The sequence below is a fragment of the Ramlibacter tataouinensis genome (assembly GCF_027941915.1).
Classification (GTDB): Bacteria; Pseudomonadota; Gammaproteobacteria; order Burkholderiales; family Burkholderiaceae_C; genus Ramlibacter; species Ramlibacter tataouinensis_C.
Genome location: NZ_CP116009.1, coordinates 4,411,042 through 4,424,615 on the forward strand (window position 1 = coordinate 4,411,042; position 13,574 = coordinate 4,424,615).

Below are 13,574 nucleotides of genomic sequence, written 5' to 3' on the forward strand. Positions count from 1 at the left end.
GGCTGGCGGGCGGATGGACGCAGGGCGGGAAAGTGTACGGTACGCGCGCCGCCTGATAATCACGGGCTTTGCGCCGCCGCGCGCCGCCCCTGTCTTGCCCGCTCCCCGCATCACCTTCCCCGAATCGCTGCCGGTCTCCGGCAAGCGCGACGAGATCGCGCAGGCCATGGCGCAGCACCAGGTGGTGATCGTCTGCGGCGAGACCGGCTCGGGCAAGACCACCCAGCTGCCCAAGATCGCGCTGGCGATGGGCCGCGGCCGGCTCAACGCCAGGCCGGGCGAGCGGGGCCGGCTGATCGGCCACACCCAGCCGCGCCGGATCGCCGCTTCCAGCGTCGCCAAGCGCATCGCCGAGGAACTGGAGACGCCGCTGGGCGAGGTGGTCGGCTTCAAGGTCCGGTTTCACGACCGGCTGTCGCGCGACGCCTCGGTCAAGCTGATGACCGACGGCATCCTGCTGGCGGAGACCCAGACCGACCCGCTGCTGTCGGCCTACGACACGCTGATCATCGACGAGGCCCACGAGCGCAGCCTCAACATCGACTTCCTGCTCGGCTACCTCAAGCAGCTGCTGCCGCGCCGGCCCGACCTGAAGGTGGTGGTGACCTCGGCCACCATCGACGCCGAGCGCTTCGCCGAGCACTTCGCCTCCGCCCAGGGCAAGGCGCCGGTGATCTACGTCTCCGGCCGCATGTACCCGGTGGAGCAGCGCTACCGGCCGTTCGAGGAGACCCGCGAGTACGGGCTGGACGAGGCGATCGCCGATGCCGTCGACGAGCTTTGGCAGGGGAACGCCGCGGGCGACATCCTCGTCTTCCTGCCCGGCGAGCGCGAGATCCGCGAGGCCGCCGACCACCTGCGCAAGCACCTGTCGCACAGCCCGCTGACGCGCACGGCCGAAGTGCTGCCGCTGTTCTCGCGCCTGTCGCAGGCCGAGCAGGACCGCATCTTCGAGCCGCACGCCGGGCGGCGCATCGTGCTGGCGACCAACGTGGCCGAGACCTCGCTCACCGTGCCGGGCATCCGCTACGTGGTCGACGCCGGCACCGCGCGCGTCAAGCGCTACAGCTACCGCAGCAAGGTGGAGCAGTTGCTGGTGGAACCCATTAGCCAGGCGGCCGCCAACCAGCGCGCCGGCCGCTGCGGCCGGGTGGCCAACGGCATCTGCATCCGGCTGTACGACGAGCCCGGTTTCCAGTCGCGGCCGCGCTTCACCGACCCGGAGATCCTGCGCTCGTCGCTGGCCGGCGTGATCCTGCGCATGAAGTCGCTGCACCTGGGCAACGTCGAGGAGTTCCCGTTCATCGAGCCGCCGCCGCGGCGCGCCATCACCGACGGCTATCAGCTGCTCAATGAGCTCGGCGCGGTCGACGATGCCAACGAGCTGACGCCGGTCGGCGGCGAGCTGGCGCGCCTGCCGCTGGACCCGCGCGTGGGCCGCATGATCATCGAGGCGCGCGGGCGCGGCGCGCTGGCCGAGGTGCTGGTGATCGCCTCGGCGCTGTCGGTGCAGGACGTGCGCGACCGCCCGCTGGAGCTGCAGGCCCAGGCCGACCAGCAGCACGCCAAGTTCGACGACGAGAAGAGCGAGTTCTCGGGCTACCTGCGGCTGTGGGAGTGGATCCATGCGGCGCGCGGCGGCGGGCCCGACGCGGCCCACAAGCTGTCCAACCGCCAGTACGAATCGCTGCTGCGCCAGAACTTCATCAACGTGCGCCGGGTGCGCGAGTGGAAGGACATCCACACGCAGCTGCACACGGTGGTGGCCGAGCACAAGTGGCGCCTGAACACCCAGCCGGCCGGCTACGAGGCGCTGCACAAGTCCATGCTGGCCGGCCTGCTGGGCAACATCGGCTGGAAGATGGAGGAGGGCGGCCCCAACCCGTCCACCGGCGCGCGGCCCGGCGGCGGCGGTTCGTCCGAGTACCTGGGGGCGCGCGGCATCAAGTTCCACCGCCATCCCGGCGCCCACCTGAAGAAGCGCCCCGGCCGCTGGATCGTCTGCGCCGAGCTGGTTGAGACCACGCGCCTGTTCGGCCGCGGCATCGCCAACATCGAGCCGCAGTGGATCGAGGACGTCGCCGGCCACCTGCTGAAGAAGCAGCTGCTCGATCCGCACTGGGAGCGCAAGGCGGCCGACGTCATCGCCTTCGAGCGCGCCACGCTGTACGGCCTGGTGGTCTACAGCGGCCGCCGGGCGTCGTTCGCGCGGGTCGACCAGCAGGGTGCGCGCGAGATCTTCATCCGCGAGGCGCTGGTCGGCGGCCAGTGGGAGACCCGCCTGCCGTTCCTGGCCGCCAACCAGAAGCTGGTGCGCCAGGTGCAGGAGCTGGAGCACAAGTCGCGGCGGCAGGACGTGCTGGTGGACGAGGAGCTGATCTACGCCTTCTACGACCAGCAGTTGCCGGCCGACGTCTACAACGGCGCCAGCTTCGAGGCCTGGTACCGCGTGGAAAGCCGCGCCAACCCGAAGCTGCTGCACCTGTCGCGCGAGGAGCTGATGCGGCACGAGGCGGCCGGCATCACCACCGACGCCTTTCCCAAGGTGATCCGCCTCGGCGGCGTGGACTGCGCCGCCGCCTACCTGCACGAGCCGGGCGACGCGCGCGACGGGCTGACGGTGACCGTGCCGCTGTTCGTGCTGAACCAGGTGAGCGAGGAGCGGGCCGAGTGGCTGGTGCCCGGCATGCTCAAGGACAAGCTGCAGGCGCTGCTGAAGAGCCTGCCGCAGAAGCCGCGCTCGCGCTTCGTGCCGCTGCCCGAGTCGGCGGCGAAGCTGGCGGCCGAATTGACCGCACCCGAACGCTGGGCCGTGGGCTCGCTGCAGGATGCGCTGCTGAAGCTGGTGCGCGAGCGCACCTCGCTCGACGTGAAGCGCACCGACTTCAAGCTGGACATGGTGCCGGCGCACCTGTTCATGAACCTGCGCGTGGTCGACGAACACGGCCGCCAGCTCGGCATGGGCCGCAACCTGGGGGCGCTCAAGGCCGAGTGGGGGGCGCAGGCGCGCGGGGCGTTCCAGGCGCTGGCCGGGTTGAAGGCGCGGCCGGATCCGGCAAGCCATCCGCCAGCCGCCGATGCGGGCGAGGGCGGGGCGGCGCCAGCAGCCAGGGAGCCTCGCGCGCAGGCCGCCGCGCCAGCGGGAGCGGTCGCCGGCCCGCGCCTGGATGCGGCCCAGCGCCACACCGGCTGGTCCTTCGGCGAACTGCCCGAGCTGATGGAGGTGCGCAAGGGTGGGGTCGCCCTGATCGGCTTTCCGGCGCTGATCGACCAGGGCGACGCGGTCGCGATCGAGGTCTTCGACGAGCCCGAGGTCGCCGCGGCGAAGCACCGTATCGGCCTGCGTCGCCTGTTCGCCCTGCAGATCCGGGACGCGCTCAAGTACCTGGAGAAGAACATCCCCGAGCTGCAGAAGATGGCGGTGGCCTACATGCCGCTCGGGACGCAGGAGGAGTTGCGCCAGCAGATCATCGACGTCGCGCTGGATCGCGCCTTCCTGCTCGACCCCTTGCCGGCCGACGAAGCCGCGTTCAAGCGCCGGCTCGAGGAGGGCCGCGGCCGGCTGACGCTGATCGCCAACGAAGTGGCGCGGCTGGCCGCCACCATCCTGGCCGAGTACGGCGCCGCCGCCCGCAAGATCAAGGACACCAAGGGCCATCCCGACGCCAGCGCCGACGCCACCCAGCAGCTGCAGCGGCTGGTGCCCAAGCGTTTCCTGCTCGACACGCCCTGGCCGGCGCTGCAGCACTTCGCGCGCTACCTCAAGGCGATCGTGCTGCGCCTGGACAAGCTGCGCGCCGACCCCGCCCGCGACACCGCCCGGATGGCCGATGTCAAGCCGCAGGAGCAGCGCTACTGGCGGCTGGTCGCCGAGCGCAAGGGCCAGGTCGACGACCGCATGCAGGACTTCCGCTGGCTGCTGGAGGAGTTGCGGGTGAGCCTGTTCGCCCAGGAGCTGCGCACGCCGCAGCCGGTGAGCGTGAAACGGCTCGAGAAGGTCTGGGCGCAGGTGAACAGCTGATGCACGCTCCCGGGCCCAACCCCGTTCTCCTGACGGCCAACCTCGTGGCCCAGCTCGCCTTCGGCCTGCTGGCCATGACGATCTGCCTGCCCTCGATGCAGGACTGGACCGGCGAGTTCCAGGCCAGCGAGGCGGCGGTGCAGCTCACGTTCGCCGGCTTCGTGGCAGCCTACGGCTGCATGCAGCTGGTCTACGGGCCGCTGTCCGATCGCATCGGCCGCAAGCGGGTCCTGCTGATCGGGCTGTCGGTCTCGCTGGTGGGCCTGCTGGTGGCGGCGGCCGCTCCGAACCTGACCGTGCTCACCCTCGGCCGCGTGCTGCAGGGTGCGGGCAGTGCGGCCGGCATGGTGACCGGGCGCGCGCTGGTGCAGGACCTGTTCCACGGCAACGAGCGCACGCGCGTGATGGCCTTCATCGGCATGGCCATGGGGGTGGTGCCGCCGCTGTCCACGCTGCTGGGCGGGCAGCTGCACGTGCAGCTCGGCTGGCAGGCCAACTTCGTGCTGATGGCGGGGGTGGCGCTGGTCCTGATGGTGGCGGCCTGGCGCGGGCTGCCCGGCCGCCCACCGCAGGCCGGCAAGCCCACCGGCGGCCTGCGGCAGCTGCTCGCCGGCTACGTGCAACTGCTGCGGCAGCCGGCCTTCGTGCTGTACGTGCTGCTGCTCGCGTCCACCACGGCGACCTTCTACAGCTTCCTCGGCGGCACGCCGCTGGTGCTCAAGGGCTATGGCGTGCCACCCGAGCACCTGGGCTGGTACATCGGCGTGATCCCGGTCGCCTACATCTTCGGCAACTTCGTGACCATGCGGCTCGCGCAGCGGCGCAGCGACGCCTTCATCGTCAACCGCGGCCAGGCGCTGACCCTGGCCGGGCTGCTGATCGTGGTGGCGCTGGGCCTGGCCGGCGTTCGCCATCCACTGGCGCTGGCCTTGCCGCTGCTGCTGCTGGGCATCGGCCACGGGCTGCTGGTGCCACCCACGCTGATCGGCACAGTCGGCCTGGTCCCGGCGCTGGCCGGCGCCGCCGCCGCCCTGGCCGGCGTGACCCAGCAGTTGCTCGGCGCCTCCGGTGGCTTCGTGGTCAGCCTGGTTTCCCACGACGGCCAGACCCACCTCGGGCTGGTGATGCTCGGCTGGGCGCTGCTGGGCCTGACGGCGCAACTGCTGCTGTATGGCAGGGTGCTGAAGCGGCGCTGAGGCGGAGGTCCGGCGACGCTGGGCACCGACTGCTTGCTACTTTTTTCTTCTGCGTTGTTGCGCAACGCCGCCCTTGTCCGGTCCTTGCTTGTCACACACGGATACATCCTGGATGATGGTCCCTGAAGGGAGACAAGGCAGTGGCAGTACTGATACCCGCCCTCGGGTCGTGCGTGGGCCGCATGACCGCAGGGGAAAGAAGGCTGGCCGAGCGGCTGGAGCAGAAGCTCGATGACGACTACCTGCTCTGGTACGACGTCCCGGTGGGGCCCAAGCAGACCTATCCCGATTTCGTCGTCATTCATCCCCGACGCGGCGTACTGATCCTCGAAGCCAAGGATTGGCGGCTGGAGACGATCAAGAGCGCCACCCGTGAGCGCTTCGAGATCACGCCGGACGGCGATCTCAAGGTGATGATCAATCCGCTGCAACAGGCCCGGCACTGTGCGATCCAGGTCGTGAACGCCTTGGAGCGCGACTCCCAGCTCGTGCAGCAGGATGGCCCCCATCGAGGCAAGCTCGCCTTCCCCTGGGGCCACGGCGTGGTGTTCACCAACATCACCCGAAAGCAGTTCACGGACGCCGGGCTGGACCAGGCCATCGAGCCGCATCACGCGATCTGCAAGGACGAGATGCTGGAGTCGGCCGATCCGGAGGCGTTCCAGCAACGCCTCTGGAACATGTTCCCGCACGCCTTCGGCGCGGTGCTCTCGCTGCCGCAACTGGAGCGGGTGCGCTGGATCATGTTTCCGCAGGTGCGTATTCCGCAGCAGGGCAGCTTGTTCGCGGACGAGGCCGACGAAGTGCCGGACATCGTGCGCGTCATGGACCTGCAGCAGGAGCAGCTCGCGCGCAGCCTCGGCGACGGCCATCGGGTGATCCACGGCGTGGCCGGCTCCGGCAAGACCATGATCCTGGGCTACCGCGCCGAGCACCTGGCCAAGATTCCGTCAGCCAAGCCGATCCTCGTGCTTTGCTACAACAAGCCGCTGGCACAGAAGCTCGAAGCGCAGTTCGCGGCCAAGGGCCTGGCCGATCGGGTGCACGCGCGCAACTTCCACAAATGGTGCCGCGACCAGCTGGTGGCGTTCGGCCAGCCGGTCCCCGAGGGCTACGGCGACAAGGTGTTCGCCGAGATGGTCGACAACGTGATCCGCGGCGTCGAGCGCAAGCAGATCCCCTCGGGCCAGTACCAGGCCGTGTTGATCGACGAGGGCCACGACTTCCAGCCCGAGTGGCTCAAGCTCGTGACGCAGATGGTCGACCCCGAGACCAACAGCCTGCTGGTGCTGTACGACAGCGCGCAGGACATCTACGGCAAGAGCAAGGCGCGCGGCTTCAGCTTCAAGAGCGTGGGCATCCAGGCGTCGGGCCGCACGACCATCCTGCGCATCAACTACCGCAACACCCGCCAGATCCTGCAGACCGCCAACCTCGTCGCGGCCAAGTTCCTCACCCCCGAGGAGCAGGACGACGACGGCGTGCCCATGGTGCAGCCCATGAGCTGCGGGCGCGACGGACCGGAGCCGCTGATCATTCGGCTGCCGAACCCGAGCGAGGAGCCGGCCAAGATCGCTGAACTGCTGGCCAGCGCGCACCAGGAGGGGCATGCGTGGGGCGATATGGCGGTGCTGTGCCGCAGGCAGGCGCAGCTGGACGACGTGGCGCGCGCGCTGAAGGCGCGCCGGCTGCCGCACAAGGTGCGCAAGTCGTCAGGCGACTACGACCCGCTGGCCGATGCGATCAAGGTGATGACGATGCATGCGAGCAAGGGGTTGGAGTGGCCGGTGGTGGCGTTGGTGGGGGTGGGGCAGTTCCCGAGTGGCGAAGAGGACGAAAGGGAAGAAGCCCGCGTGTTCTATGTCGCGTCAACCAGAGCAACAAGCAAACTCGTAATACCGATCGCCTCCGAAGGCGATTTCGTCAGAAATTTGCTTGGCAACACACCGGCCGCCTGAGCGGCCTGCATAAGACCTAGACGGGCAGCGCGGAAGCTCTTGAACTTCGCAGTTAAGTGGTGAACAGCTGCATTTAGGAGGTATATGACGATCACGGTTCACAATCCGGACCAATACATGGCTAGCCTTCGACAAATCATTGCGCAGGGGCGAAAGCGGATTGGCTTATTGATCGGTGCTGGTGCTCCTGCTGGTGTTTGTCCGCCTGGAAGTACGGCTCCTCTGATCCCTGCTGTGGCAGGGCTAACAACCGCGGTGATGCAGGCGCTCCAAGAGAAGCACGGCGCTACCCTCGATGCAATAAAAGGTGAGTTAAGTTCTCCGAATATCGAAACGATCCTCTCTCGAATCCGCAGTCTCGCCGGGGTCATCGGAAAGACCAAGGTACATGGTCTAGATGGAGATGGTTACCGAGAGTTGAGTGCTCAGATTTGTAGTGAAATTGGACGCATAGTAAACAAACCGCTCTTCGAGGGGGCATCGCCTTACATTGAGATTGTTACTTGGATCAGCGGCACCGGGCGCGCCTTCCCAATCGAAATCTTCACGACTAACTATGATTTGCTCTTTGAGCAAGCATTTGAACGTGCACGAGTTCCATTCTTCGACGGGTTCGCAGGTGCGTATCATCCATTTTTCGATCCTTCATCAGTTGCGAACAATGATCTTCCTGCTCGGTGGACGCGACTGTGGAAGCTTCACGGTTCTCTGGGCTGGGCAGGAAATGACCGCGGCGAAGTGATTCGATCGGGCAACTCAAGTGCCACTCACTTAGTGTTTCCGGAGCATCTAAAGTACGACCAGACACAAAAGGCTCCGTATGCTGCGCTCTTTGATCGGTTGCGCGCATTCCTGATGACGCCGGATACGCTCTTGATCGCAAGTGGGTTCTCGTTCGCTGATGCACATATTTCCGCACTTATTGACGAGTGTCTTGCGGCTAATCCGTCAGCAAGCGTCTTTGCTTTTCAGTTCAAATTTCTCGAAGAAGAAGTGCACGCCAGAGATATTGCTGGACGTCGCGCGAACATGAGCATCTACTCCCCCGACAAAGCCGTTATTAACGGGATTGCTGCCCCTTGGATGCCGGGCGACTTGCCGTCACGAGACTGGGGGCCGATTAGAGCTTCCTATTGGGGAGTTGACCAAGATGGCGGGGGCGCCAAATTTAAGCTGGGACAGTTCGACAAATTGGCTCGATTCTTTGCTTCTTCACGGGCGGCGCAGTATTTACCTTCTGCAGCGCCGCCTGCATCGCCGTCGGCGCCAGATGGTCAGGCCGATGAAGATGGTACTCAAGCAGCTAGTCAAGAGGTGATTTCGTCATGACGTCTTCACCCACTCTCTTGGGGCATGTTGGTGCTGTAACGGGCGCCACGGTGAGTGTTCGGCAATCGCCTAGTGTGTCGTCTGGAATTGCAATTATTGGAGGTAAGAGCTATCGGGTCGGCCAAGTTGGGAGTTTCGTACGGATTCCGCAGGGCTACCAAGACCTATATGGGATCGTTGCCGAAGTTGGCGCGAATGCTGCCCCAATGACAGCGCATGATCTTGATAGTCAGAGCGAGCGCTGGATGACAATTCAGCTTGTTGGCGAAATCGTCGGTGCGGCATTCGAACGAGGTATTAGCCAGTATCCCAATGTGAAGGACGAAGTTCATCTCGTAACAGAAGAGGATCTCGCGGTTATTTACGGGACTCAAGATAGCGGGCAAGTGCTGATTGGTCGCTTAGCGAGCGCTGAGGGAATTCCAGTTCGCATCGATCTCGACAAGCTCGTAACACGACATAGCGCTGTACTCGGGTCGACTGGCGCTGGTAAGTCAACCACTGTCTCCAGCCTGCTGCGATCAGTAGCACTCGGAGGCGGTGAAGAGGGAGCGTCTGGATTCCCAAATGCGAGGATCCTGCTGCTCGACATGCATGGAGAGTACAGCCGGGCCTTGAAGGGTGTGTCGACGGTCTTCAAAGTAAATCCGTCTGCCGGAGAGGAGCCATTGCATATTCCATTTTGGGCTTTGGAGCCAGTGGAGCTTCTATCGTTTCTTATGGGGAAACTGGAAGACAAGCAGATTACCCCGATTTTGGATAAAGTCTTCGACTACAAGTCGAAGCTGATTGCCGCAGCCCCGGTGGCGGGACTTGACCCCAATTCGCTGACGAGCGATAGCCCTGTGCCATTTAGCCTTAAGAAGCTATGGCTCGAGCTCCTTGATCCCGAGGTTAAGACTTGGCTCGATTCCACAAAAACTACGACGCCCGCACTCGTGGAAGCTGGAGATGCCGAGACCTTGAGGCCACCAAAGTATCAGCCGCACTCGGCCGGTAATACAGCGCCATACATAAATCATGCAGGCGTACTTAGCATCAGGCGCCAGTTGGATCAGATGCGCTCTCGGCTACTCGATAAGCAGTTTGATTTTCTACTTCATCCCGGGGATTGGGAGCCGGACCTGTCCGGCAATTCCGTCAAGGACTTGCCTGGTCTTCTTGGCGCTTGGCTCGGGCACTCGAAACCTGTGACGATTTTGGACCTGTCTGGTGTTCCAAGCAGCGTTCTGGGTCGTCTGATTGGCGCAATCCTTAAAATCATCTATGAAGGACTCTTCTGGGGAAGGGAGAAGAGCGAGGGCGGGATAGCTCGACCACTTCTGGTGGTTTTGGAGGAGGCGCATCGTTACCTCTCAAAAGATTCCGACGGGCCGGCCCGCGTTATGGTGCAGAGGATCGTAAAGGAAGGGCGGAAATTCGGCATAGGCGCGATGGTGGTCAGTCAGCGACCCTCTGAAGTTGACGAAACTATCCTTTCGCAATGTGGGACATTCATCGCGTTACGGCTATCCAATGCCTCTGACCGGCAGAAGGTTCTAGCGTCGCTGCCCGACAACCTTTCTGGAGTAGTCGACAGTCTTCCGGTGCTACGCGTAGGCGAGGCCATCATCACGGGTGAAGCCGCAAAGTTGCCGATCCGATGTCGAATTACATTGCCGGATGAGAATAATCGCCCCAATAGCGAAGATCCGGCAGTAGCTGACAGGTGGCAAATCGAACGATTGCCAGAAGCTTATGGGCGCATGGCAGCGTCTTGGCGATCCCAAAATCCGCTATGGGCTTCAGTTCGCCCTGTCCGCAATAATTTGTCCCAGGAGGAGATTGAGCAAATGGAACGTGAAATGGTTGAATCATCGTCTGTCATCTCCATTGGATATGACGACCCGAGTAGCACCTTGGAAGTCGAGTTCAAGAGCGGCATATATCAGTACTACAACGTGCCGCAGTCGATGTACCAAGAGCTGATGCAGGCAGAGTCGAAAGGCAAGTACATCAACGCATACATTAAGCCGGCTTTCGCTTGCTCGAAGGTTTAGGCAAGTACCGCTCTCCAGCGGCGGGCCTCACGGTCGTCTTCTCCTGAGTCCGGGCAACATGTAGCGCGGGGACTGGGAGTGCTGCATGCTGACGTTCCCGGGCCAACTGGACCTCTGGCGCGGCATGCGCCAATGTCTTCAAGGCGGCGCGGTCCTAGGCTGCGGAATGCTGCGATCGTGCGGGCCGGTACCCGTCCAAGTGCAGCACTCGGGCCGTCCACCGGTGCCGCTTCTCTGGAAGGTGGGCCATCGATGAAGGGGTCCATCACGCAGTCGTGGCCGAAGGCCATGGTGACGCCGGCGGCCATCAGCTCCGGCACGCGCGTCATCCCGCGCCGCTTGGGATACGTGTCATGCCGCCCCTGCAGCGTGATGTTGATTAGCGGGTTGGCCACAACGCTCACGCCGCTCTCTGCGATCAGCGTTAGCAGCTTGCTCAAGTAGCCGTTGTCCATGCTGTGCATGGAGGTGCAGTGGCTGCCGTTCACGCGGCCCTGCAGGCCCAGGCGCTGCGCTTCGAAGGCCAGCGTTTCGATGTTGCGTGACAGCGGGTCGTCGGTTTCGTCGCAGTGCATGTCCACCGGCAGGCCGCGCTCGGTGGCGATATCGCACAGCAGCTTCACGCTGGCCGCGCCCTCGGCCGTGGTGCGCTCGTAGTGCGGGATGCCGCCCACCACGTCCACGCCCAGGTCCAGCGCCTTCTTCAGGCTGTCGACGCCGCCTTTTGTGCGTAGCAGGCCATCCTGCGGAAAGGCCACCAGTTGCAGGTCGAGGTAGGGCGCCACGCGCTTCTTGACCTCCAGCATGGCCTGCACCGTCAGCAGGCTCGGGTCGCTGGTGTCCACGTGGCTGCGGATGGCCAGCAGCCGCGCGCCACGGCCCAGTCGCGGTAGGCGAGGGTGCGCTCGATGAGGTCCTCGGCCGTGAGCTGCGGCTTGAGTGCGGATCGCAGAAGTGCGGGCTGAGCAGCTGGCCGTTGGCGTCCACCGTCTCGTGCGCGAGTGTCTGCAGCCCGGGCGTGACCTCGACGATGGTGTCGCCCTGCACAGCCACCGACATGCCGGTGCGGCCGTCGGGCAGGGTGGCGTTGGTGATGAGCAGGTCGAGCATGGTGGCACCAGAATAGTCCGTTGCCGGGCTGCCGGGGCGCGGAACCAATGGCCACGCTTCCCGGACCAAACCATGTCAACCCAGGACAGGGACGAGCACCATGATGACGCGTCGAAGCGCATGGATGGCCCTGGCGGGCGCAGCCGTCGGGCTGCGTTCGCTGTGGGGCAGCAGTGCCACCCACGCCGCGCATGCGGCACCTGCACGCGACGTCGTGCACACCGAGGCCGAGTGGCGCAAGCTGCTCACGCCTGCCCAGTTCGACGTGCTGCGCAAGGCCGGCACCGAGCGGCCCTTCAGCAGTCCGCTGGACAAGGAAAAGCGCGCTGGCATCTACAGCTGTGCCGGCTGCCAGCAGCAACTGTTCTCGTCCAGGACCAAGTTCGAGAGCGGCACCGGCTGGCCCAGCTTCTACGAGCCGCTGTCGAAGGCGGTGGTCGACGAGCAGAGCGACAGCACCTTCGGCATGGTGCGCACCGAGGTGCTGTGCCACCGCTGCGGCGGCCACCTGGGCCATGTGTTCGATGACGGGCCCAAGCCCACCGGCCTGCGCTATTGCATGAACGGCCTGGCGCTGGCGTTCACGCCGGGCGCCGCCTGAAAGGAGTGGCCATGAAGACAAGTTCGTTGATGCTGGGCGCCACCGCGGTGGCGCTGGCGGCCTGGGGTATTCTCGGCAGCGGCGTCGCGGCCGAGAAGGCGGTGCCGCTGCCGCCACCGGCACAGGACCTGCGGGTCACGGCGCCGACCGACACGGCGGTTTTCGCCGGCGGCTGCTTCTGGGGCGTGCAGGCCGTGTTCCAGCACACCCGCGGCGTGCTCAACGCGGTGTCGGGCTACGCGGGCGGTGACCAGGCCAGCGCGAACTACAACGCGGTGAGCATGGGAACCAGCGGCCATGCCGAATCGGTGCAGGTCACCTTCGATCCCAGGCAGGTCACGTACGGGCAACTGCTGCAGGTCTACTTCTCGGTGGCGCACGACCCGACCACGGTGAACCGGCAGGGGCCGGATGCCGGGCCGCAGTACCGCTCGGCGCTGTTCTACCGCGATGCCGACCAGAAGCGCGTGGCCGAAAGCTACATCGCGCAGCTCGATGCGGCCAAGGTGTTTCCGTCGAAGATCGTCACGCAGGTGGTACCGCTCAAGGGCTTCTACCCGGCCGAGGCCTACCACCAGGACTACGCGACGCGGCATCCCGATTCGCCGTACATCGCCACCTTCGACCTGCCCAAGGTCGCCAACCTGCAGACCACGCTGCCGCAGTTCTATCGCGACAAGCCGGTCCTGGTGTCGGCCCAAGGCAAGGGCTGAATCACCAGCACCGCAGGCAGCAGGCGGTCCGCTTCGGCCCGCAGCGCGTGCGCGCGCTGGCGCAGCGCGTCCGCCGCACGCCATGGTCAGCATGCCGCTTGAGTGGCGCAACTTTCCGCGGCGGCGAGCACCGCCTAGACTGGATTTCCACGACACGCTCCAGGAGCCGCCATGAGTTCGCACGCTCGCTTCCCAAGTGCCCTTGCCGCGCTCGTCCTGCTCGGCTGCCCGGTGGCCGATGCCGCCGCGCCGCCCAATGAGGCGGGGCTGGCAAAACCCCAGCAGGTGCTGTCGGAAACCGTCGAGCAGATGCCGCGCGGCGAGCGCCAGCAGGTGCGCGTGTTCACGGCCACCTTCCAGCCCGGCGACCGCACGGTGTTCCACACGCATCGTTCGCCGGTGACCGTCTATGTGCTGGAAGGCGAGTTCACGCTCGAGCTGGAGGGCCGCGCACCGATGGTGGTGCGGGCGGGCCAAGCCTACGTGGAGCCGCCCCGGATCGCGATGACCGGCTTCAACCGCAGCGCCACCGCCCCCCTGAAGGTGGTGATCTTCTACGTGAGCGATCCCGCCACGCCATTCCTGGACCCGGTGCGTTGACCGGGGC

General features: G+C 65.3%; 8 protein-coding genes and 1 pseudogene. 8 read left to right on the top strand and 1 reads right to left on the bottom strand.

Features of this window, described 5'->3' with window-relative positions; genetic code table 11:
- Positions 1-13: 13 nt before the first annotated feature.
- From hrpA to PE066_RS21215, 5 genes are all read left to right on the top strand, one after another.
- Positions 14-4,021, top strand: a complete 4,008-nt coding sequence (gene hrpA, locus PE066_RS21195) for an ATP-dependent RNA helicase HrpA (protein ID WP_440480555.1) — start codon at positions 14-16, stop codon at positions 4,019-4,021.
- Positions 4,021-5,217 (top strand): MFS transporter, encoded by a 1,197-nt coding sequence (locus PE066_RS21200; RefSeq protein WP_271234494.1) that lies wholly within the window; start codon positions 4,021-4,023, stop codon positions 5,215-5,217. Before hrpA ends, PE066_RS21200 begins: the two co-directional genes overlap by 1 nt.
- A 182-nt stretch (positions 5,218-5,399) precedes the next feature.
- Positions 5,400-7,175: a DEAD/DEAH box helicase gene (locus PE066_RS21205; protein ID WP_271236635.1), complete on the top strand. Its 1,776-nt coding sequence runs from the start codon at positions 5,400-5,402 to the stop codon at positions 7,173-7,175.
- 84 nt (positions 7,176-7,259) lie between these two features.
- On the top strand, positions 7,260-8,504 hold the full coding sequence (locus PE066_RS21210; RefSeq protein WP_271234495.1) for an SIR2 family NAD-dependent protein deacylase: 1,245 nt from the start codon (positions 7,260-7,262) through the stop codon (positions 8,502-8,504).
- A gap of 206 nt (positions 8,505-8,710) precedes the next feature.
- Positions 8,711-10,543: a helicase HerA domain-containing protein gene (locus tag PE066_RS21215; RefSeq protein WP_271234496.1), complete on the top strand. Its 1,833-nt coding sequence runs from the start codon at positions 8,711-8,713 to the stop codon at positions 10,541-10,543.
- A gap of 254 nt (positions 10,544-10,797) precedes the next feature.
- On the opposite strand, the pseudogene PE066_RS21220 reads toward PE066_RS21215, so the two are convergent.
- Positions 10,798-11,653: pseudogene (locus PE066_RS21220) on the bottom strand (amidohydrolase family protein); the annotation flags it as partial.
- 100 nt (positions 11,654-11,753) lie between these two features.
- Between PE066_RS21220 and msrB the strand changes: the two are divergent.
- The 3 genes from msrB to PE066_RS21235 all read left to right on the top strand — a co-directional run bounded on the left by msrB (position 11,754) and on the right by PE066_RS21235 (position 13,567).
- A complete protein-coding gene (msrB, locus tag PE066_RS21225) occupies positions 11,754-12,254 on the top strand; it encodes a peptide-methionine (R)-S-oxide reductase MsrB (RefSeq protein WP_271234497.1) in 501 nt (166 codons plus the stop codon).
- Positions 12,255-12,265: 11 nt separating this feature from the next.
- Positions 12,266-12,967: a peptide-methionine (S)-S-oxide reductase MsrA gene (gene msrA / locus PE066_RS21230; RefSeq protein ID WP_271234498.1), complete on the top strand. Its 702-nt coding sequence runs from the start codon at positions 12,266-12,268 to the stop codon at positions 12,965-12,967.
- Between the two features lie 171 nt (positions 12,968-13,138).
- Complete coding sequence (locus tag PE066_RS21235) at positions 13,139-13,567, top strand: cupin domain-containing protein (protein WP_271234499.1); 429 nt, start codon at positions 13,139-13,141, stop codon at positions 13,565-13,567.
- Positions 13,568-13,574: the final 7 nt, after the last annotated feature.

Coding starts and splice junctions, on each gene's coding strand:
- hrpA (WP_440480555.1), top strand. CDS start 14: ATGGACGCAGGGCGGGAAAGTGTACGGTACGCGCGCCGCCTGATAATC.
- PE066_RS21205 (WP_271236635.1), top strand. CDS start 5,400: ATGACCGCAGGGGAAAGAAGGCTGGCCGAGCGGCTGGAGCAGAAGCTC.
- PE066_RS21235 (WP_271234499.1), top strand. CDS start 13,139: ATGAGTTCGCACGCTCGCTTCCCAAGTGCCCTTGCCGCGCTCGTCCTG.
- PE066_RS21210 (WP_271234495.1), top strand. CDS start 7,260: ATGACGATCACGGTTCACAATCCGGACCAATACATGGCTAGCCTTCGA.
- PE066_RS21215 (WP_271234496.1), top strand. CDS start 8,711: ATGACAGCGCATGATCTTGATAGTCAGAGCGAGCGCTGGATGACAATT.
- msrB (WP_271234497.1), top strand. CDS start 11,754: ATGATGACGCGTCGAAGCGCATGGATGGCCCTGGCGGGCGCAGCCGTC.
- PE066_RS21200 (WP_271234494.1), top strand. CDS start 4,021: ATGCACGCTCCCGGGCCCAACCCCGTTCTCCTGACGGCCAACCTCGTG.
- msrA (WP_271234498.1), top strand. CDS start 12,266: ATGAAGACAAGTTCGTTGATGCTGGGCGCCACCGCGGTGGCGCTGGCG.